This window comes from Amycolatopsis sp. WAC 04197 (assembly GCF_003947475.1).
Classification (GTDB): domain Bacteria; phylum Actinomycetota; class Actinomycetes; order Mycobacteriales; family Pseudonocardiaceae; genus Amycolatopsis; species Amycolatopsis japonica.
The window spans coordinates 125,027-143,345 of the sequence record NZ_QHJK01000005.1; the positions used below are offsets into that span (position 1 = coordinate 125,027).

Annotated in this window: 17 protein-coding genes; 10 read left to right on the forward strand and 7 right to left on the reverse strand. The window is 67.6% G+C overall.

Going from position 1 to position 18,319, the window contains the following annotated elements; translation table 11 throughout:
• Window positions 1-42: 42 nt before the first annotated feature.
• Complete coding sequence (polA, locus tag DMC64_RS21140) at window positions 43-2,784, reverse strand: DNA polymerase I (RefSeq protein ID WP_125734922.1); 2,742 nt, start codon at window positions 2,782-2,784, stop codon at window positions 43-45.
• 223 nt (window positions 2,785-3,007) lie between these two features.
• Between polA and DMC64_RS21145 the strand changes: the two genes are divergently transcribed.
• Complete coding sequence (locus DMC64_RS21145) at window positions 3,008-3,436, forward strand: PaaI family thioesterase (RefSeq protein WP_037345470.1); 429 nt, start codon at window positions 3,008-3,010, stop codon at window positions 3,434-3,436.
• Window positions 3,437-3,597: 161 nt separating this feature from the next.
• Window positions 3,598-4,566, forward strand: coding sequence for a LysR family transcriptional regulator (locus DMC64_RS21150; protein WP_125734923.1), 969 nt, complete (start codon window positions 3,598-3,600; stop codon window positions 4,564-4,566).
• On the opposite strand, the gene DMC64_RS21155 is transcribed toward DMC64_RS21150, so the two are convergent.
• The gene (locus tag DMC64_RS21155; RefSeq protein ID WP_125734924.1) at window positions 4,532-5,344 is read right to left on the reverse strand and encodes an alpha/beta fold hydrolase; all 813 of its coding nucleotides are present in this window, start codon (window positions 5,342-5,344) and stop codon (window positions 4,532-4,534) included. The two genes, DMC64_RS21150 and DMC64_RS21155, sit on opposite strands and share 35 nt — an antisense overlap.
• Before the next feature lie 438 nt (window positions 5,345-5,782).
• On the opposite strand from DMC64_RS21155, the gene DMC64_RS21160 reads away from it, so the two are divergent.
• The 5 genes from DMC64_RS21160 to DMC64_RS21180 all read left to right on the forward strand — a co-directional run bounded on the left by DMC64_RS21160 (window position 5,783) and on the right by DMC64_RS21180 (window position 10,632).
• Window positions 5,783-6,937, forward strand: coding sequence for a branched-chain amino acid ABC transporter substrate-binding protein (locus DMC64_RS21160; protein WP_037345464.1), 1,155 nt, complete (start codon window positions 5,783-5,785; stop codon window positions 6,935-6,937).
• Between the two features lie 114 nt (window positions 6,938-7,051).
• Complete coding sequence (locus DMC64_RS21165) at window positions 7,052-8,023, forward strand: branched-chain amino acid ABC transporter permease (RefSeq protein ID WP_037345462.1); 972 nt, start codon at window positions 7,052-7,054, stop codon at window positions 8,021-8,023.
• The gene (locus tag DMC64_RS21170; protein ID WP_125734925.1) at window positions 8,020-9,159 is read left to right on the forward strand and encodes a branched-chain amino acid ABC transporter permease; all 1,140 of its coding nucleotides are present in this window, start codon (window positions 8,020-8,022) and stop codon (window positions 9,157-9,159) included. Before DMC64_RS21165 ends, DMC64_RS21170 begins: the two co-directional genes overlap by 4 nt.
• Window positions 9,156-9,929, forward strand: coding sequence for an ABC transporter ATP-binding protein (locus DMC64_RS21175; protein ID WP_125734927.1), 774 nt, complete (start codon window positions 9,156-9,158; stop codon window positions 9,927-9,929). Before DMC64_RS21170 ends, DMC64_RS21175 begins: the two co-directional genes overlap by 4 nt.
• Window positions 9,919-10,632, forward strand: coding sequence for an ABC transporter ATP-binding protein (locus DMC64_RS21180; RefSeq protein WP_125734928.1), 714 nt, complete (start codon window positions 9,919-9,921; stop codon window positions 10,630-10,632). The genes DMC64_RS21175 and DMC64_RS21180 overlap by 11 nt, the downstream gene beginning before the upstream one ends.
• Before the next feature lie 45 nt (window positions 10,633-10,677).
• Here the strand turns inward: DMC64_RS21180 and DMC64_RS21185 are convergent, their stop codons facing one another.
• A complete protein-coding gene (locus tag DMC64_RS21185) occupies window positions 10,678-11,211 on the reverse strand; it encodes a hypothetical protein (RefSeq protein WP_125734930.1) in 534 nt (177 codons plus the stop codon).
• Window positions 11,208-11,639 (reverse strand): ATP-binding protein, encoded by a 432-nt coding sequence (locus DMC64_RS21190; RefSeq protein ID WP_233629749.1) that lies wholly within the window; start codon window positions 11,637-11,639, stop codon window positions 11,208-11,210. The genes DMC64_RS21185 and DMC64_RS21190 overlap by 4 nt, the downstream gene beginning before the upstream one ends.
• Before the next feature lie 71 nt (window positions 11,640-11,710).
• On the opposite strand from DMC64_RS21190, the gene DMC64_RS21195 reads away from it, so the two are divergent.
• Both DMC64_RS21195 and DMC64_RS21200 read left to right on the forward strand, forming a co-directional pair.
• On the forward strand, window positions 11,711-12,499 hold the full coding sequence (locus tag DMC64_RS21195; protein ID WP_233629750.1) for a LysR family transcriptional regulator: 789 nt from the start codon (window positions 11,711-11,713) through the stop codon (window positions 12,497-12,499).
• Window positions 12,500-12,640: 141 nt separating this feature from the next.
• Window positions 12,641-12,934 carry a DUF6506 family protein gene (locus tag DMC64_RS21200; protein ID WP_125734935.1) on the forward strand — a complete coding sequence of 98 codons (294 nt, stop codon included), beginning with the start codon at window positions 12,641-12,643 and terminating at the stop codon, window positions 12,932-12,934.
• Here DMC64_RS21200 and DMC64_RS21205 read toward each other — a convergent pair.
• A complete protein-coding gene (locus DMC64_RS21205) occupies window positions 12,931-13,410 on the reverse strand; it encodes a MarR family winged helix-turn-helix transcriptional regulator (protein ID WP_125734937.1) in 480 nt (159 codons plus the stop codon). The genes DMC64_RS21200 and DMC64_RS21205 overlap by 4 nt on opposite strands.
• Window positions 13,411-13,493: 83 nt before the next feature.
• Here DMC64_RS21205 and DMC64_RS21210 point away from each other — a divergent pair, with 83 nt between their 5' ends.
• The gene (locus tag DMC64_RS21210) at window positions 13,494-14,135 is read left to right on the forward strand and encodes an FMN-dependent NADH-azoreductase (RefSeq protein ID WP_125734939.1); all 642 of its coding nucleotides are present in this window, start codon (window positions 13,494-13,496) and stop codon (window positions 14,133-14,135) included.
• Between the two features lie 48 nt (window positions 14,136-14,183).
• Here DMC64_RS21210 and DMC64_RS21215 read toward each other — a convergent pair whose 3' ends face one another.
• Both DMC64_RS21215 and DMC64_RS21220 read right to left on the reverse strand, forming a co-directional pair.
• Complete coding sequence (locus tag DMC64_RS21215) at window positions 14,184-17,318, reverse strand: TIM-barrel domain-containing protein (RefSeq protein WP_233629751.1); 3,135 nt, start codon at window positions 17,316-17,318, stop codon at window positions 14,184-14,186.
• A 215-nt stretch (window positions 17,319-17,533) separates the two neighbouring features.
• Window positions 17,534-18,319 carry a DeoR/GlpR family DNA-binding transcription regulator gene (locus DMC64_RS21220; protein ID WP_016335505.1) on the reverse strand — a complete coding sequence of 262 codons (786 nt, stop codon included), beginning with the start codon at window positions 18,317-18,319 and terminating at the stop codon, window positions 17,534-17,536.

Consider the following 18,319-nt stretch of genomic DNA (forward strand, 5'->3'; position numbering starts at 1 on the left):
AATGACGGTCGGAACCGTCATTACCACTCACGAGGCGTAATGCTAATGCGCGGCGTCGTTCCAGGACCGCCCGTATCCGACGGAGACCTCGAGCGGGACGGCCAGCTCGTACGCCGAACCCATTCCCTGGCGCACCAACGCTTCCAGCTGCTCGCGTTCGCCGTCGGCGACCTCGAGGACGAGCTCGTCGTGGACCTGCAGCAGCACGCGGCTCTTCAATTTCGCCTCGGTCAGCGCCTTGTGCACGTTGAGCATGGCGACCTTGATGATGTCGGCCGCGCTGCCCTGGATGGGCGCGTTGAGCGCCATCCGTTCGGCCATTTCCCGGCGCTGCCGGTTGTCGCTGTTGAGGTCCGGCAGATAACGGCGGCGGCCGAAGATCGTCTCGGTGTAGCCGACCTTCGCCGCGTCACCCACGACCGAATGGAGGTAATCGCGCACGCCGCCGAAACGGGAGAAGTACGCCTCCATCTGCTCTTTGGCTTCTTCGGTGGAGATCCGCAATTGCTGCGAAAGGCCGTACGCCGAAAGCCCGTACGCCAGGCCGTACGACATCGCCTTGACCCGGAACCGCAGCTCCGGCGTGATCTCCTCCGGCGGCAGCGAGAACGCGCGCGACGCCACGAAAGTGTGCAGATCCTCGCCGCTGTTGAAGGCCTGGATCAGGCCCTCGTCCTGCGAAAGGTGCGCCATGATCCGCATTTCGATCTGGCTGTAGTCCGCCGTCATCAGCTCGGCGTACCCGTCGCCGACGACGAACGCGTCGCGGATGCGGCGGCCTTCTTCGGTGCGGATCGGGATGTTCTGGAGGTTCGGGTCGACCGACGAGAGCCGTCCGGTGGCGGCGATCGTCTGCAGCAGCGTGGTGTGGATGCGGCCGTCGTCGGCGACCGACTTGATCAGGCCCTCGACCGTGGTGCGCAGGCGGGTCGCGTCCCGGTGCTCCAGCAGATGCTGCAGGAACGGGTGCTCGGTCTTCTCGAAGAGGCTCTGCAGCGCCTCGGCGTCGGTGGTGTAGCCGGTCTTGGTGCGCTTGGTCTTCGGCATGCCGAGCTCGTCGAACAGGATGACCTGCAGCTGCTTCGGCGAGCCGAGGTTGACCTGCTTGCCGATGACCGCGTACGCCTCCTCCGCGGCCTGCGTCACCCGGCTGAGGTAATGCGCTTCCAGGTCAGTCAAGTGCTCGATGTCGACCGCGATACCCGCCGCTTCCAGCCCGGTGATCACCTGCAGCAGCGGCAGTTCGAGCTCGGCGAGCAGCTGCGCGCCACCCAGTTCTTCGAGTTCCTTGGTCAGCGCGCCGGCGAGCTCGAAGACCGCGCGGGCCTTGACCAGCTCGGCCTGGATCTCCTTCTGCTCCATGTCCTCGGCGCCACCGTCGAGCAGCGAAAGCTGCCCGTCCCCGGTGTCGGCCTCGGACCGCAGCTCACGGTGCAGGTACCGCAGGGCGAGGTCGTCGAGTTCGAAGGTGCGCTGGCCGGGGCGGACCAGGTACGCCGCGAGCGCGGTGTCCATGACGAGCCCGGCGAACGTCCAGCCGCGTGCCTTGACGGCGTGCAGGGGGACCTTGAGCTCGTGGCCGATCTTCTGGATCTTCTCGTCGGCGAGCCAGGCCGTGAGCGCCTTGTCGTCCTCGGCGTCCATCGCGGTGACGTCGACGTACGCGCCTTCGCCGTCCGCGGCCGCGAAGGTGATGGCCTTCAGGTCCGAGCGGACCGAGGCACCGGTGGTGCGGAACGCCAGGCCGACCGGCTTGTCCGTGCCGGTGTGCGCGGACAGCCATTCCGTGAGGGCGCCCGGCGCGAGCTTGGAGCCGCTGACCTCGAAACCTTCCTCGGCCTCGGGTTCGGCGCTCTGCAGAGTGGCGAAGAGCCGGTCTCGCAGGACGCGGAACTCGAGCTCGTCGAACAGCGCGTGCACGGCCTCGCGGTCCCACGGGCGCAGTTCGAGCATCGTCGGGCCGAGCTCCAGCTCGACGTCGCGGATCAGCTCGGTGAGCTGGCGGTTCAGCATGACCGCGCCGAGGTGCTCGCGCAGCGCGTCGCCGACCTTGCCCTTGACCTCGTCGACCCGGTCGATCAGCTCGTTGAAGGAGCCGAACTGCCGGATCCACTTCGCGGCCGTCTTCTCCCCCACCCCGGGGATGCTGGGCAGGTTGTCCGAGGGGTCGCCACGCAGCGCGGCGAAGTCCGGGTACTGCGCCGGCGTGAGGCCGTACTTCTCCTCGACCGCCTCCGGGGTGAACCGGGTCATCTCCGACACGCCGCGCTTCGGGTACAGCACGGTGACCTGGTCGGTCACCAGCTGGAGCGCGTCACGGTCGCCCGTACAGATGAGGACGTCGAAACCTTCGGCGGTCGCCTGTGTCGTGAGCGTGGCGATGATGTCGTCGGCTTCGTAGTTCTCCTTGGTCAGCGCCGGGATGCCGAGGACCTTGAGCACGTCCTCGACCAGCCCGACCTGGCCCTTGAACTCGTCCGGGGTGCTGCTGCGGTTGGCCTTGTACTCCGCGAACGTCTCCGACCGGAACGTCTTGCGGGAGAGGTCGAACGCCACCGCCAGATGGGTCGGCGCCTCGTCGCGCAGCAGGTTGATGAGCATCGAGGTGAACCCGAAGACGGCGTTCGTCGTCTGCCCGGTCTTCGTCTTGAAGTTCTCCGCGGGCAGCGCGAAGAAGGCGCGATACGCCATCGAATGGCCGTCGATCAGCAGCAGTTTGGGCCGCTCGGCCTGTGCGGTGGCGGGTGTGGCGTTGGCAACGGTCGTGTTCTCACTCGGGCTCACGGGAGCGAGTCTAGGGTGAGGGTCTGACAGTCCTACCTGTCGTGTCTGTTGCGGCCTGTCGGCGGAGCTGCTCAGACCCCCTTGGCGCAGGAACCCGCCTGGCCGGAGGCCCCGCGATCGGGGCGGCAGGGCGCCCTTGGGCAGGACGTGAGAAAAACTCGATAACGTGCGCCCTGGCGACGCGATCGTGGTCGCGGGTTCACGAATGTTTAAGGAGCTCTGCGTGACCGAACAAGCCCTCGAAACCTTCGCCGGGATCGACCCGGCCTTCGCCGGACAGCAGCTCAACGACAAGCTCGGGCTCGAGATCAGCGAATTCGGTCCCGAACGCGTCGTGGGCAGCATCCCGGTAGAGGGCAACCTCCAGCCCTATGGCCTCCTCCACGGCGGCGCGAACGCCGTCGTCGCGGAAGCGCTCGGTTCGATGGTCTGCGCGCTCAACGCCGGCACCGACAAGGCGACGATGGGGCTGGAGCTTTCGTGCACGCACCACCGGGCGGTCCGGTCCGGGCGGGTGACCGGTGTCGCGACGCCGGTGCACGTCGGACGCGGGACCGTGACCGCCGAGATCGTGCTGACCGACGACCAGGGGCGCCGGTCGTGCACGGCGCGGCTGACCTGTGTGGTGCGGGAGCGGCCGCCGGGCGCCTGAGCCGTCCCGAAGTGTCATGAAAGGGCCGTTCAGGACGTTTTTCGTCCTGAACGGCCCTTTCATGACATAGGCGACCGCCGCGGGTGGCCGCCGGAAGTACGTGAAGGCCCCCTTCACTACCTTGAGGGTAGGTAAGGGGGCCTTCACGTACTTTGAACGACGTGGATCTCGACACTGCCCAGGTGCGCGCGTTCGTCGCGACCGCCGACCACGGCCATTTCGGTCGCGCGGCAGAATCCCTGTTCCTCACCCAGCAAGCGCTGTCGAAGCGGGTCCGGAAGCTCGAGGACGCCCTGTCGGTCCAGCTCTTCCGGCGCACCAACAGATCCGTCGAGCTGACCGCCGACGGCGACCGTTTCCTCCCGCACGCGCGCGAGCTGACCCGCGCGGCCGACGCCGCCGTCGCCGCGATGGGCCTGCAGGACCGCCCGCCCCGCCTCGACGTCATCGATCCGCGCCTCTCCCCCATGTACATGTTGCGGCGCATCGCCCAGCGGGATCCGGCGCTGGCGGTCGAGCGCGTCGCCGGACGCGGGCTGGCCAACGCCCTCGACCCGCTGGTCCGCGGCGAGATCGACCTCGCGTTCGGCCGCGTCGCGGACCTCGGCCGGGAAGTGCCCGCCGAACTCGAACACCGGCTCGTCCGGCTCGAACCGCTGGTCGCCCTTCTCGCGCCGGAACACCCGCTCGCGCACAACGATGTCCTGAAATTGTCCGATCTCCGGCACGAGGGCATCTGGATTCCGCAATTGGGCGGCCCGGTCGAATGGCTTTCTTATTTGCAACGGCTATGCAAAGAATTCGACGTCCCGATCGACGACTCCGGGGTCAGCTACGACCTCCGGCACACACTGGAACAGACACGCTACGGAAAGCAGCGGGTCACTCTCGCCGGCGCGGACATGGACCTCGCGTCCGACCTGAATCTGCGGGTCCTGCCGTTCGAGCCGTCGCCGCTGTTCCCGTGGTCGGTGGTGTGGCGCCGCGGCGAAGGCCCGGCCCTGCGGCGCCTGCTGGCGCTCGCGGGCCGGACCAGCCACGAAGAAGGTTGGTGCGCCTACGATCCGGACCGATCGTGGCTGCCGGACGACGACCTCAGACAGCTAGGTGCCGGGCGAACCAGCGCGTGAGCTCGGCGTCGACCAGCTTCGCGTGTTCGGTCTGCGGAGCGGGTTCGAGGCCGGGGGCCTCGGCGAATTCGTGCGCCATCCCCGGGATCGTGACGAGCTCGGATCGCCGCTCCCCCAGCGCCTTGTGCAGGGCTTCGGCCGGTTCGGTGATCGAGACGTCGTCCTCCTCTCCGATGACGAGCAGGATCGGCGCGGTCAGTTCGTCCGCCCGCCGCACGTAGTCGTACTCGTTCGCGACCGCGCGGGATCGGTCCGACCAGGGATAAGTCACGTCGTAGACCCGCTCGTTCGCCGCGATCACCGGCGCCAGCTGGGTCACCGGGTTCACCAGCGCGGCGGCCGCCACGTCGATCTCGGGGTGGGTCAGCATCTGCAGCGCGACCCCGCCGCCCTGCGAACCGCCGACCAGCCCCACCGGACCGTCCTCAATGGACAAGCGGGAGCGCAGTTCCGCCACCGCCGCCGGGAACTCCGCCTCGACCTGCCTGGTGAGCGGTTCGACGACGTTGAGCACGTTGTCCTCGCTCGCCAGCCGGAAGAAGCCCTCGAAACCGCCTTCGGGGAACCGTTTCCCGGTCAGCGGCAACCCCAGGTGCACCCGCCACGCGTGCAGGTCCCGCATCGGCAGTGCCGCCGCCATGGCCGCCTCGCTGAACGGCGCGCCCAGCAGATGCCAGGTCAGCACCAGTGGCGCCGGACGGCCACCGTCCGACGGCGGCAACGCCACGAACGGAACTCCTGCCGCCACGCCTTCGATCGCTTCGGTACTCGTCGTCATGGGAACAGTCAATCCCGAGGTCAGGGGCGAGATCCAACAGCCGTTCGGACCGCGACGACAACCATCGGTTGTCATGGCACCGAAGGAAGAGGGGGCACCGTTGACGCCCTTTGGGGCAGCATTGCTACGACGAACGGCCGCCCTCGAAGGAGCTGAAAAAGCGCAAGATACGCGGCCGAAACAGGATCATTACCCACGAGCATGATCGACGTGGTAGCGGTGAATCCCCAGCGTGACCAGCGAAGACTCGCCAACCGGCAACATTCGCCTTTTCGTGCAATTCGTTCTGGTTTCGACCGTCACGATGTGGACACAGAGTGATGGGCGTCTGGGCAGATCATGGCGTAGGGGGATATCTTCCTGCCCTAACCTAGCCCCTGTGTCGGGGGCAACGCCTACCGGCGGCTGGTTGGTCATGGGAGGTAGTCGGTGTCAGGAGTGCGTTTTGGACGGGTTTTCGCCGTCGCGGCGGCTGCGTCGCTGGCGCTGGCGGGCTGTGCAGGCGGCAGCAGCTCGTCCGGCAGCGGTGACAGCAGCACGCTGAAGATCGGGTTCATGGGTGACCTCACCGGTGAGAACTCCGGGATCGTGATCCCGCCCCGCAACGGCGCCAAGCTCGCTATCGACGAGTACAACAAGACGAACCCGGCGATCAAGCTGGAGCTCAAGGAATACGACAGCCAGGGCAAGCCCGAGCAGGCGACGTCGCTGATCGCGACGGCCGTCGGCCAGGACAAGATCACCGCCCTGATCGGCCCGGCGTTCTCCGGTGAGTCGAAGGCCATCGGCGGTCAGCTGGAGCAGAACAAGATCCCGAGTGTCTCGCCCTCGGCCACCAACGCGGGCCTCTCCTCGAACGGATGGAAGTACTGGCACCGCGTCGTCGCGAGCGACGCCAGCCAGGGACCGGCGATCGCCAACTTCCTCGTCACGGCGAAGTCGCCCAAGAAGGCCTACATCATCTCGGACGACCAGGAATACAGCGTCGGCCTGGCCGACAACTTCGAGAAGACCTTGAAGGAGAAGAACGTCCCGACCGAGCGCGACAAGTTCGCCAAGGACGCGTCGGACTACTCCTCGACCGTCCAGAAGGTCAAGGCCGCGAACCCGGACATCATCCTCTTCGGTGGCTACTACGCCCAGGGTGGCCGTCTGCTCAAGCAGCTGCGTGACAGCCAGGTGACCGCCACCTTCGCGACCGGTGACGGTTCGCTCGACGCCCAGCTGATCAGCGGTGCCGGTGCCGCGGCCGCCGAGAAGGCCGTCGTCGGCTGCCCGTGCAACATCCCGGACGCCGGCTCCACCGACGAGTTCAGCACCAAGTACAAGGCCGCGTTCAACGTGGACCCGGCGATCTACTCGAGCGAGGGTTACGACGCCGCGACCGCCATCATCAACGCGGTCAAGTCCGGCGCCAACACCTCGGAGAAGATCAACGAAGCCCTGAAGACGATCGACTTCAAGGGTGCCTCCAAGCAGATCAAGTTCAAGGAGAACGGCGAACCGTCGACGGACGCGATCAACATCTACCAGGTCACCGGTGGCGTCCTGAAGAACCTCGGCGTCTCGACCGAAGCCAAGCTCAACGGCTGACGGAGCAGATAGGAACACCTAACGGAAGCGGGGGCGCTGTGCGGGCACAGCACCCCCGCTTCCCGCAAATGTGGCGAAAGAAATCCTCGCCCCGTCCCGTAAGGCATCCACGTCATGCTTCAAGATCTGCAAGCCCAGTTCCTCGGTAGCACCATCGGCGGACTGGTCGCCGGAAGCATCTACGCCCTCATCGCCCTCGGCTACACAATGGTCTACGGCGTGCTCCGGCTCATCAACTTCGCACATTCCGAGATCTTCATGATCGGGACGGTCACGTCCCTGTTCGTCCTGATCACCATCGCGGGCGGCACCGCCCCGATCACGCTCGGCGTGTTCGGGATGATCGCGGTACTGCTGCTGATCATCATCGCTTCGGCCGCCGTGTCCGGCGGCGCGGCGGTCCTGCTGGAGCAAGTGGCCTACCGGCCGCTCCGCAAGAAAGGCGCGACCCGGCTCGCCGCCCTGATCTCCGCCATCGGCGCCTCGCTGTTCCTCCAGGAGCTGTTCGGTCTGGAGATCATCGAATGGATCACCGACAAATCCGGTCGTGTGCAACAGAACGCGCCACGGTTCATCCCGCACGAACCGCTGTTCCACATCGGCAACGGCGTCGTGCGCACGGACCACGTGTTCGTCGTCGTCGGTGCCGTGATCATGATGGTCGTCCTCGACCAGCTGGTCAGCCGTACCCGCATCGGCCGAGGTATCCGCGCCACCGCGCAGGATCCCGAAGCCGCCGTGCTGATGGGCGTCAGCATCGACAAGATCGTGCGCCTCACCTTCCTGCTCGGCGGCGCGATGGCCGGTGTCGCCGCCGCGCTGTACGTGATGGAGTACGAGAACACCGACTACCGCATCGGGTTCCTCCTCGGCATCAAGGCGTTCACCGCGGCCGTGCTGGGAGGTATCGGCAACCTGCGCGGCGCCCTGCTGGGTGGCATCGTGCTCGGTTTGGTGGAGAACTGGAGTTCCATCTTCTTCGGTTCGGCTTGGAAGGACGTCACCGCCTTCGTGGTACTGGTGCTCGTCCTGATGTTCCGTCCCACCGGCATCCTCGGTGAATCGCTGCAGCGGGCACGCGCATGAAGGGCAACGAAGAAGTGGCTGAAAAGTCCCCAGAGAACGGAAAGCCGACGCGCGCCGGCTTCCACCCCGTGGACGGTATGCGGGATTGGTGGGCACGCGCTCCGCATTGGCAACGCTATGGCGTGTACATCGCCCTGATCATCGGCGCGCTGATCCTGCCCGCGCCCGCGATCGGGTCGTTCATGTCGCCGGAATCGGACTGGACCACGGTCCTGATCTTCCCGGTCGGGGTGTACATCCTGCTGGCGATCGGCCTGAACATCGTGGTCGGCCACGCGGGCATGCTGGACCTCGGGTTCGTCGCGTTCTTCGCGATCGGCGCGTACACGCTCGCCGTGATGGGCACCCTGCACGGCTGGGGGTTCTGGGGCACGCTCGTGCTCGGCATCTTCCTGGCGGCGATGTCAGGGGTGATCCTCGGTGCTCCGACGCTCCGGTTGCGCGGTGACTATCTGGCCATCGTGACCCTCGGCTTCGGTGAGATCGTCCGGATCACCGCGACCAACACCGACGCCATCGGCGGCGCCCGCGGTATCACCAACATCCCGCACCCGGAGCCCATCTTCGGGACCGAGTTCCTGCTCGACCCGGCGCCGTACTACTACCTGATCCTCGCGGCGATCGTGATCGCGATCATCTTCTCGGTGCGGCTGCACAAGAGCCGGGTCGGGCGGGCGTGGGCGGCCATCCGCGAGGACGAGGACGCCGCCGAGCTGATGGGTGTCCCGACGTTCAAGTTCAAGCTGCTGGCGTTCGCCATCGGCGCCATGCTCGGCGGTATGGCCGGTGTGGTCTACGCCAGCAAGGCCGTCTTCATCGAGCCGAACAACTTCCCGTTCATCCTGTCCGCGACCATCCTCGCGGCCGTGGTGCTCGGCGGCGCGGGCAATCTGCCCGGCGTCATGCTCGGTGCCTTCCTGGTCGCCTGGCTCCCGGAGCGGTTCCGGTTCCTGTCCGAGTACCGCATCCTGATCTTCGGTGGCGTGCTGGTGCTGATGATGGCGCTGCGGCCGGAGGGGCTGCTGCCGTCGCGGCAGCGCAAGGCGGAACTACGAGAAGGAACGGGCGGGATGGGTGCCATGGGCGCCGAAGTCGCGGGTCCGGATTCCGAGGCTTCGGCGGAGGTGACGAAATGAGCGCGCTGCTCGAATTCGACAACGTGACGATGCGCTTCGGCGGTGTCACGGCGTTGAAGGAAGTCAACCTCACCATCAACCAGGGTGAGATCTTCGCCCTGATCGGCCCGAACGGCGCGGGCAAGACCACGGTCTTCAACGTGATCACCGGCGTCTACCGGCCGACCGAAGGCCAGGTGCGTTTCGGCGACACCCGGATCGACGGGATGAAGCGGTTCAAGGTCAACCAGGCCGGGATCGCCCGCACGTTCCAGAACATCCGGCTGTTCCACAACATGTCGGCGCTCGAGAACGTCATGGTCGGTGCGGACTCGCACCACAAGACCGGCGCGATCTCGGCGACGCTGGGCCTGCCCATCCACCGCAAGGAGGAAAAGCGGGGCCGCGAGCTGGCGAGGGAACTGCTGGACTTCGTCGGCATCGGCCGGGTCGAGCACAACACCGCGAAGAACCTCTCCTACGGCGACCAGCGCCGGCTGGAGATCGCGCGTGCGCTCGCGACCGACCCGAAGCTGCTGCTGCTCGACGAGCCCGCCGCCGGCATGAACCCGGCGGAGAAGAACTCGCTGCAGCAACTGATCCGCAAGATCCGCGACGACGGCCGCACCGTGCTGCTCATCGAGCACGACATGGGCCTGGTCATGCAGATCGCCGACCGGCTGGCCGTGCTCGACTTCGGCCAGAAGATCGCAGAAGGGCTCCCCCACGAGGTGCAGAACAACCAGAAGGTGATCGAGGCTTACCTGGGGGTGGCGGAAGATGCTTCTTGAGGTTCAGGACATCAACGTCCACTACGGGAAGATCGCCGCGCTCAAGGGAATGAGCATCGAGGTCGGCGAGGGCGAGATCGTTTCGCTCATCGGGGCCAACGGCGCCGGCAAGACCACGACGCTGAAGACGATCTCGGGCCTGCGTCCGCTGACCAGCGGCCGGATCCTCTTCGACGGACAGGACATCTCGAAGACGCCCGGCCACAAGCGGGTCGAGCTCGGGATCGGCCAGTCACCGGAAGGCCGGGGTGTGTTCCCCGGTATGACGGTGCAGGAGAACCTCCTGATGGGTGCCTACACCCGCAAGGACGACCTGAAGGCCGACCTCGACGAGGTCTACGAGCTGTTCCCGCGGCTGAACGAGCGCAAGACCCAGTTCGGCGGCACGATGTCCGGTGGCGAGCAGCAGATGATCGCCATCGGCCGCGCGCTGATGACCAAGCCCAAGGTGCTGCTGCTCGACGAGCCGTCCATGGGCCTGGCGCCGATGCTGATCGCGCAGATCTTCGACATCATCCGCGAGATCAACAAGCGCGGGACCACGGTCCTGCTGGTGGAGCAGAACGCGCAGCAGGCGCTGAAGCTCTCCGACCGCGCGTACGTGCTGGAGACCGGTGAAGTGGTCAAGAGCGCCCGCGGTGCCGAGCTGCTGGACGACCCGCAGGTGCGGGCCGCCTATCTCGGTGGCGACCTGGGCGTCTGACGCCTTTTCGAGAAGGGCCCCGTCGCTTCCGCGGCGGGGCCCTTCTCATGCCAGCTTGATTTCGGTGCCCGTGAGGTTCTTCATGTCGGTCAGCGTCGGACCGCCGAAAGCCCGCAGCAGCACGGGTTTCGCTTCCTTGGGAAGGTCGAAGTAGAGGTCGAACTCGACCCGCACACCGCGTCCCAGCTCGAACTTGTCCGGCTGCCGTTTGATCGTCATCGCCTGGTTGTCGACCGCGATCACCGCACCGGAATCGGTGACCAGCTGCTGGCGCCGGGTGTCGAAGAGGATACCGGACAGGCCCCTGCCCGTGACCACCAGCCGGAGCCGGACGAACTGCCCCTTCGCTTCGAATTCGGCGTGGCTGCCGGTGAGACTGGGCAACCCGGCGGCCAGCCCGATGAGGGAGAACTCGGTCTCCCCGTTGCGCGCGGGCGGCAGGTGCAGCGCGGTCTCGTCCGGGCGGACCTCCCGCGCGGGGAGGTCGTAGACGGGTTTGGCGGGCGGCTGCTCCTGCTCGGCGGAGCACCCGGCAAGCAGGACCAGGAGCGAAGCCGCCACCGTCAGGCGCTTTCTCATCGGACCACCTCCACACTCAGGTAAGGCCACTCGCCGACCTCCGGCAGCCGCACGGGGCCGATCTCCTCCCCTGGCAGGAAACGCACCGTCGTGCCGGTCGTACCGTCGTCGGGGATCGGCGAAAGGTCGGTGACCGGGACACTGCGGCGCGGACGACCGTCGGAGAGCCGTTGCGCCTCAGGGGAATCGAAGAAACGCAGATCCTTGGTCGACATGACCGGCTTCTTCACGAAGTCGCCGTGGCCGTCGGCGCGGGTGTCGGTGCCCCGCCCGTCGTCCGCCACGGAGATCGAGCCGTCGGGATGGACGGTGACAACGGTATGCCCGACACCAGGAGCGAACTCCCCAGGGTTCCGGCGGATGCGCGCCAGATGGTCGAGATCCACGGAACCGGTCCAGTCGTGCGTGGTGTTGCGCCATTCACTCACTCCGTAGATTCTGCCCGGTCCGGGGCTAATGTGCGGCTGTGGGGTTACGACGTCTTCGATATCTGTGTGCCGTGGTGGAGGAAGGGCATCTGACCCGCGCGGCGGAGCGCCTCGGCATCCGGGCGTCGTCGCTCAGCCAGCAGATCATCGCGTTGGAACGAGAACTGGACGCGACACTGTTCGTCCGCACCCAGGCGGGGATGACGCCCACCGCCGCCGCGCTGGCGCTGCTCCCCCACGCCCGGCGGATGCTGGAGGAGGCCGACCTCGGCGCGCGGGCCGTCCGCGACACCGTGGGCCGGCCGCTCCGCATCGGCGTGACGCCGGGCGCGCCGGCGGCCGTGCTTTCCGCCCTGTACGCGGAGGCCGCGGAGATCGACGACCTCTCCGCGGCACGGCAGCTCGAACACCTCCGCCGCGGAGCGCTCGACGCCGGGCTGCTCGCCCTTCCGGAAGACGTGGACGGCCTGCGGGTCGCCGTCGTGAGCGAGCGGCCGCTCGGGGTGCTGGTCGCGGACACCCACCCGTTGGCTCGGCTGGACTCCGTCGACTGGGAGGACCTGGCCGGGCTGGACCTCCTTCTGTACGAACGGGACCGGGCCCCGGGGTATCACGACGCGCTGCTCGCGGACTGCGCGGCGGCGGGCTGGCGGCCGGCTCGCGTACGTTCCGGGCCGCCCCGGCGGTCGCTGTTCGTCGCCGAACTGCGGTACGGCGGCGACGTCGTCGCCTTGCGCCCCGAGGAAGAACCGGCCGAAGGTCTGCGACGGCTGCCGCTGCGGGAAGCGCCTGCCGTCCGGCACGCGCTCGTATGGGATCCGGCGCACGAATCTTCGGAGCGGATCGCGGCGCTGGTATGACGGCGCCCACAACGGATTTCCGCGCCGTCCGCCCGACCTCTTCTGTTCGGTGACACCGGACGGCCGTTCGGATCCGCCTCGTGGACGGCGCCCGTCGGTTCGCGATTACCTCACGGTGTTCGAGAACGAAGGAGAATCGTCATGCGACAGTGGGGTTTCGTGTATCTGGCCGACGGCTGCGACCCAGCCCGGGATGTGTCCCGTGTGGACAGTGGGGAATGCCTGACGGTGCTGATCGGGGTCGGCCGCGTGGACCAGGTCGTCGCCGCGGCCCGGCGACTGGTCGGCGAAGGGGCGCAGCTGATCGAGCTGTGCGGTGCGTTCGGTCCTGTTTGGACGGCACGCGTGATCGAGGCCGTGGGGAGCGAGGTTCCCGTCGGAAGCGTCATGTACGGCGCTGAAGCCACGGAGCAGCTTCACGACCTGTTCGGCTAGCAGTCGTCGATGTGCACGGATTCGACGCAGGCGGCGGCCTCGGCGTGACCCGCCGCCTGGTACAGCAGGTTGTACAGCGTTTCGCGCTGGCCGTTGTCGAGCGCGCCGAGCACCTCGTCCTCGACTCCGGCGAGGGCGAACTCGGCCTTGACGAGCTGCTTGGCACCGACGTCGGTGAGTTCGACGATATGCCGCCGCCGGTCCTCCGGTGAGCGCCTGCGTTCGACGAGATTCGCGGATTCGAGGTCGTTCAGCAGCCCGACGACGTTCGTGCCGTCCATCTCCAGCGTCTTCGCGAGGTCCTGCTGCGAACAGCCGCCGAGGTCGCGCAGCACGGTCAGCGCGACGAGATGCCGGGGGCGCAGGCCGAGCGGGGCCAGGACGGACTCGCTGCGCAGCCGGATGCGGCGGGTGACGTGGTCGAGCAGCGCGCCGCAGCGATGCGGGGGCTGGTTCACGACCGGGAGTTCGGACACTCGTCAAGTGTACGTTCCCACATGATGACCACCACAGCATCAATGGTTTGCGTTACACAAACTATCTATGCAAGATAGTACGTATGACGAACCTGCTGCACATCGACTCCAGCATCACGGGCGAGCACTCGACCAGCCGTCGCCTCACCGCACGGGCGGCCGCGGCCTGGCGTGCGGCGCATCCGGAGGGCACCGTCACCTATCGCGACCTGGGCGCCGACCCGCTGCCGCATCTGGACGCGGTCACCAACGTCGCCAGGACGGTGCCGCCGGAGCAGCACACCCCGGAGCAGGCCGCGGCCTGGCGGCTCATCAAGGAGCTCGTCGACGAGGTCAAGGCGGCCGACACGATCGTGCTGGGCCTGCCGCTGTACAACTTCGGCCCGCCGAGCACGGTCAAGGCCTGGGTGGACCACCTGATCGCGCCCGGGCTGTCGATCGACATGGAGACCAGGGAGGGCCTCCTGGGCGGACGCGATTTCATCGTCCTCGCCGCGCGCGGCGGCGGATACGGCGCGGGCACGCCCCGCGAGGGCTGGGACCACGCGCAGTCCTGGATCCCCCACGGTCTTTCGCTGACCGGCCTCGAGCCGAGGTTCGTCACCGCCGAGCTGACCATGGCGAAGGTCAACCCGGCGATGGCGGACCTCATCCCGCTGGCCGACGAGAGCCAGGCCGAGGCGGAGCGCGCCATCGACGCTTTGTGGACTCCCGTGGCCGCCTGACTCGCGAGCGGTGAGGACGGTTCCAACGTCCTCACCACTCACGAGGACTCAGCCGATGCCCGCCGCGAAGACGTGCATCGCGCTGTTCGACGGCAAGGTCACCGCGACGACCTCCTTGCCCGCGGTCAGCGGGACGGAGTTCGCGAACACCCGGTACGGCGTGGTCGGATACGCGGCCCCGGTGCGGGTGTTCTTGCCCATCACCGTCGCCACCGTCGTCGCGCCGTACTGGGCGGGATCGGCACAGCACCAGTTGGGGAAGCCGAGTTCGGCCTGGCTGGTACTGCCGTCGGCATAGCGGACGACGACAGTGCCCTTCGCCGTGCCGGTACCGGTTCCGGTCAGCACGAGTTTCGCCCCGGTACCGCGCACCGCGATGGTCTGGCCGGACGCGAGGACGTTGTCCTTCTGTCCCGAACCGGTCTGCGGCCACGTCAGCTGCGCACCGAGCGCCGAGAAGCCCGCGCCCGGTTTGAGCCCCGCCTCGGCGAGGCCCTCCGCCCGGAAACTGCTGCCGCCGCCGTCGATGTCCCCCACCGCGACGTGGGCCGCGTCGGTCACGCCGACGTTGCCGTAGGCCGCGGCCAGCGAACCATGCGGGACGGTGACCGTCACCGAGTCGATGACCCGGTTCTCCCCGAGCCGCGCCTTGTACGACGCCGACGCGGTGAGCTGGTAGTCGTCCGGTTTGATGCCCGCGTCCGGCGTCACCTTCACCGGGACACGCACGGTCGCGCCGGGCATCACCAGTCGCGGGCCGGTGGGCACCTCGGCACGGAAACCATTGGCGGGCAACGAGAACGTGACGTCCCGGACCGGCAGCGGCGTCCCGTTGGTGAAGCTCAGCGTGCCCGTCGCGGTCTGTCCGGGACCGGCGACCGCCGGGACGGACAGGGTGACCGAGCCGTTGCGGTCCTCGGGGAAGATCCCGCCGACCGCGCTCGTGCCGAACAACCGGACGTCCTGACGGTCACCGGCGCCGATCTTGCCGGTCTTGACCCGCGCGACCCCACCGGTGGCCGGATCGAACCACCAGCCCGACGGCGCCGCGTCCAGTTCGGCCTTGCTGCCGTACTGCCGCAGGACGGAGTTCCCGGCCAGTACGGTCGCGGGCTTGCTTCCCGTGTGGACGGTCAGCTGGTAGTTCCGCGCCGCAGGTTTGCCGGCGTAGGAACCGGAACTGGCCCCGATCCCGACCGTCACCGTGCCGAGCCCCGACGTCGGCGCGTCCACGGTGAAGGTCTGCTTCGCCTGGTCGCCGTTCTTGTACGCCCTGGTCACGCCGTCGTCCTCGGTGAGCGTGAACGAACCCTTGCCCTGCGGGTAGACGTCGAGATCGAGCACGCCCTTGTCCCGCGTCTGCCACGACTTCGTGCCCTCGGCCCACATCGGCACCACGGCACCGGCGCGGACGAACAACGGCAGTGTGTCGAGCGGCGCGTCGTAACCGTCCACAGTGGTCGGACCGGTGTAGGTCTTGCCGCTCCAGTAGTCGACCCAGGTGCCCTTCGGCAGGTAGATGCCATTGCGGACGGTGGAGTTCTCGTACACCGGCGCGACGAGGAAATCCTTGCCGGACAGGAACTCGTACTTCGCCTTCTCGCCCCACACGTTCGGGTCGTCGGGGTATTCGAGCGCCAGCGGGCGGACCTGGCCGACGCCGGATTCGTGCGCCTCCACCGAATGGCTGTAGGTGTAGGGCAGCAGCCGCTCTTTGAGCAGCAGGTACTTGCGGTTGATCGAGGTGTACGGCTCGCCGTACCGCCACGGCTGCTTGTCCGACGCGGCCCAGCCGTCCATCGTCATCGAGACCGGCAGGAATGCCTTCCACTGCAGGTCGCGGACGTAGGTCTGCGGGCTGCCGCCGAAGATGCCGTCGATGTCGCCGGTGTTGTACGCGATCCCCGACGTCGTGGCGCCGGCGTAGGTCGGGATCTGCCACTTGATGTAGTCGTAGGAACCGGCCTGGTCACCGCTCCATAGCACGCCGCAGCGCTGCGCACCGGCCCAGCTGACCGGTGTCCAGACGAAGCCGCGCGCGTCGCTGTTGTCCTCGATGCCCTTGTGCGCGGTGTCGCAGGCGTCCAGCGCGAACTGGTAGCCCGGGCCAACCCACGCGACGTCGAGTTTGCGGACCCGCACCCCGGCCTTGACCTCTTCGACCTGGTTCGGCACGCCGTTCTCGGTCCACAGACCGAGCTGCATGTTGTTCTTGCGCAGGCCTTCGCCCGTCTGCTGGAGGTTTTCGTAGCCGCAGCCGTAGCCGTCGTTGACGAGCATCCAGCCGTTGGGCATGCCGTGCTCGGTGTAGCCCTCCGCGATCTTCACCGCGTCCAGCGTGTGGCGTTCGCCGCGGTTGGCGTTGTGCAGATAGCAGTCGGCGTCACCGTGTTCGAGCCCGTAGAGCGGTGGCAGGAAAGGCTTCCCGACCAGATCGGTGTAGCCGGTGATGACGTCCTTGAGCCCGTCACCGACGACGTATGTCGCGTCGAAGCGGCGTTCGTCGTGCGTGGTGCGCACCGGCTCGGTGAAGGCGTAGGTGCCTTGCGCGAAGGTGTTGCGCAGCACGCCGTATCCCGCCGTGGAGGCATAGAACGGCTGCGAATTCGGGGCTCCGCCGTCGTTCCAGTTGTAGTCGGCGAAGATCCGGATCGTCTGGTCGCGGTGACTGAAACGGCCGTTCTGCTCGCCGCCGCCGACGAACTGCTCGGTCGCCGTCCGCGCCAGGGTCTGCGTGGTCTGTTTGTCGGTCCAGGACAGCGGCGCCGACTCCTCCCAGAGCCGCTTGCGGTCCGCGCCGTCGTACAACGCGAGCCGCAGCGGATGCTTGTACGCCCGCAATGTCGCCTTGGCCGTGGAAACCGCCCAGTAGTCCCCCTTGTCGGCCGTCTTGGGCGTCACCGGGGCACCGGTGCGCGGCAGCACGATCTTGCTCCCGGCGGGATCGGTGAACGTGCCGTCCGGCGCCAGCCAGACCCGGACGGCGCCTTCGGCCGGGAAGCCGACGCGTACCGCGGCACTTCCCGATTTCAGCGTGACGGTGGGACCTTCGGCCGAGATCCCGGTCAAATCGCCCAGCTTCCCGGACGCCGCCCCGGCCGGGTCGGCGTGGGCGGCGACCGGGGAAAGCCCGAGAAGGGCCACTGCGGCCAAACAACTCAGGGATTGCGCAACTCTGCTCATTCGAGACACCTTTCGCGCATGAATACGCAATAGGGTCTCTGTATAGCGCACGGTTCGCGCAAAGTCATCCGCCGAAGCGGTGCTGCCGACTTTCGTCGGGTCGGGGCAAGATCCTTATGCGGCAACAGGTGTGCGTGCCCCGGATGTCATGAAAGGGTCGTTCAGGACAAAAGATGTCCTGAACGACCCTTTCATGACACTCGGGACCGGAGCGGTCAGACCGCCTGGACCTCGACCCCGGCGGCCTCGAACGCCCGCAGCACCTTCGGGTCCGCATTCGAATCGGTCACCAGCGCGTGCACCTGCGGCGTCGCGCAGATCCGCGCGAACGCGCGGCGGCCCAGCTTCGAACCGTCGGCGACCGCGACGACGCGTTCCGCCCGTTCGACCATCAGCCGGTTGATACTCGCCTCGCCCTCGTGGTGGGCGAAGGCGCCGGCGTCGGCATCGAACGCGTCGACCCCGAGGAACAGCAGGTCGATCGTCAGTTCGCTGAGCACGCGCGTGGCCAGCGGACCGCTGAGCTCGAACGACTGCGGACGCGCGACACCACCGGTGACCACGATCTTCACATGTGGCCGGACCGCGAGTTCGTGCGCGATGTTCAGCGCGTTGGTGACCACCGTCAGCCCCGGCGAATCACCGCGTCCGGCCAGATCGGACCGGGTGGCCAGCGAGCGCGCGACACCGGCCGTCGTCGTCCCGCCGTTGAGGCCGACCACCATGCCCTGCGCGACCAGCGCCGCCGCGGCGACACTGATCCGCTGCTTCTCGGGCACGTGCCGCGCGGTCTTGTAGCGCAACGGCAGGTCGTAGGCGAGGTCGTTGGCCACCGCGCCACCTCGGGTGCGGGTGAGCAACTGCTGCTCCGCCAGGTGATCGAGGTCGCGCCGGATCGTGGCGGCGGAGACGTTCAGCTCCTCGGCCACGTCCTCGACGTCGATCTTCTCCCGCTGCCCCAACAGGTCCAGCAGGGTGCTCAGCCGTTCGTGCCGGGCCAT

Bases quoted from the DNA above. Each gene is read 5' to 3' on its own strand.
- DMC64_RS21200 (WP_125734935.1), top strand. From the start codon at position 12,641: ATGCGACAGTGGGGTTTCGTGTATCTGGCCGACGGCTGCGACCCAGCC.
- DMC64_RS21165 (WP_037345462.1), top strand. From the start codon at position 7,052: ATGCTTCAAGATCTGCAAGCCCAGTTCCTCGGTAGCACCATCGGCGGA.
- DMC64_RS21220 (WP_016335505.1), bottom strand. From the start codon at position 18,319: ATGGCCCGGCACGAACGGCTGAGCACCCTGCTGGACCTGTTGGGGCAG.
- DMC64_RS21185 (WP_125734930.1), bottom strand. From the start codon at position 11,211: ATGAGAAAGCGCCTGACGGTGGCGGCTTCGCTCCTGGTCCTGCTTGCC.
- DMC64_RS21210 (WP_125734939.1), top strand. From the start codon at position 13,494: ATGACGAACCTGCTGCACATCGACTCCAGCATCACGGGCGAGCACTCG.
- DMC64_RS21175 (WP_125734927.1), top strand. From the start codon at position 9,156: ATGAGCGCGCTGCTCGAATTCGACAACGTGACGATGCGCTTCGGCGGT.
- DMC64_RS21180 (WP_125734928.1), top strand. From the start codon at position 9,919: ATGCTTCTTGAGGTTCAGGACATCAACGTCCACTACGGGAAGATCGCC.
- DMC64_RS21170 (WP_125734925.1), top strand. From the start codon at position 8,020: ATGAAGGGCAACGAAGAAGTGGCTGAAAAGTCCCCAGAGAACGGAAAG.
- DMC64_RS21155 (WP_125734924.1), bottom strand. From the start codon at position 5,344: ATGACGACGAGTACCGAAGCGATCGAAGGCGTGGCGGCAGGAGTTCCG.
- DMC64_RS21215 (WP_233629751.1), bottom strand. From the start codon at position 17,318: ATGAGCAGAGTTGCGCAATCCCTGAGTTGTTTGGCCGCAGTGGCCCTT.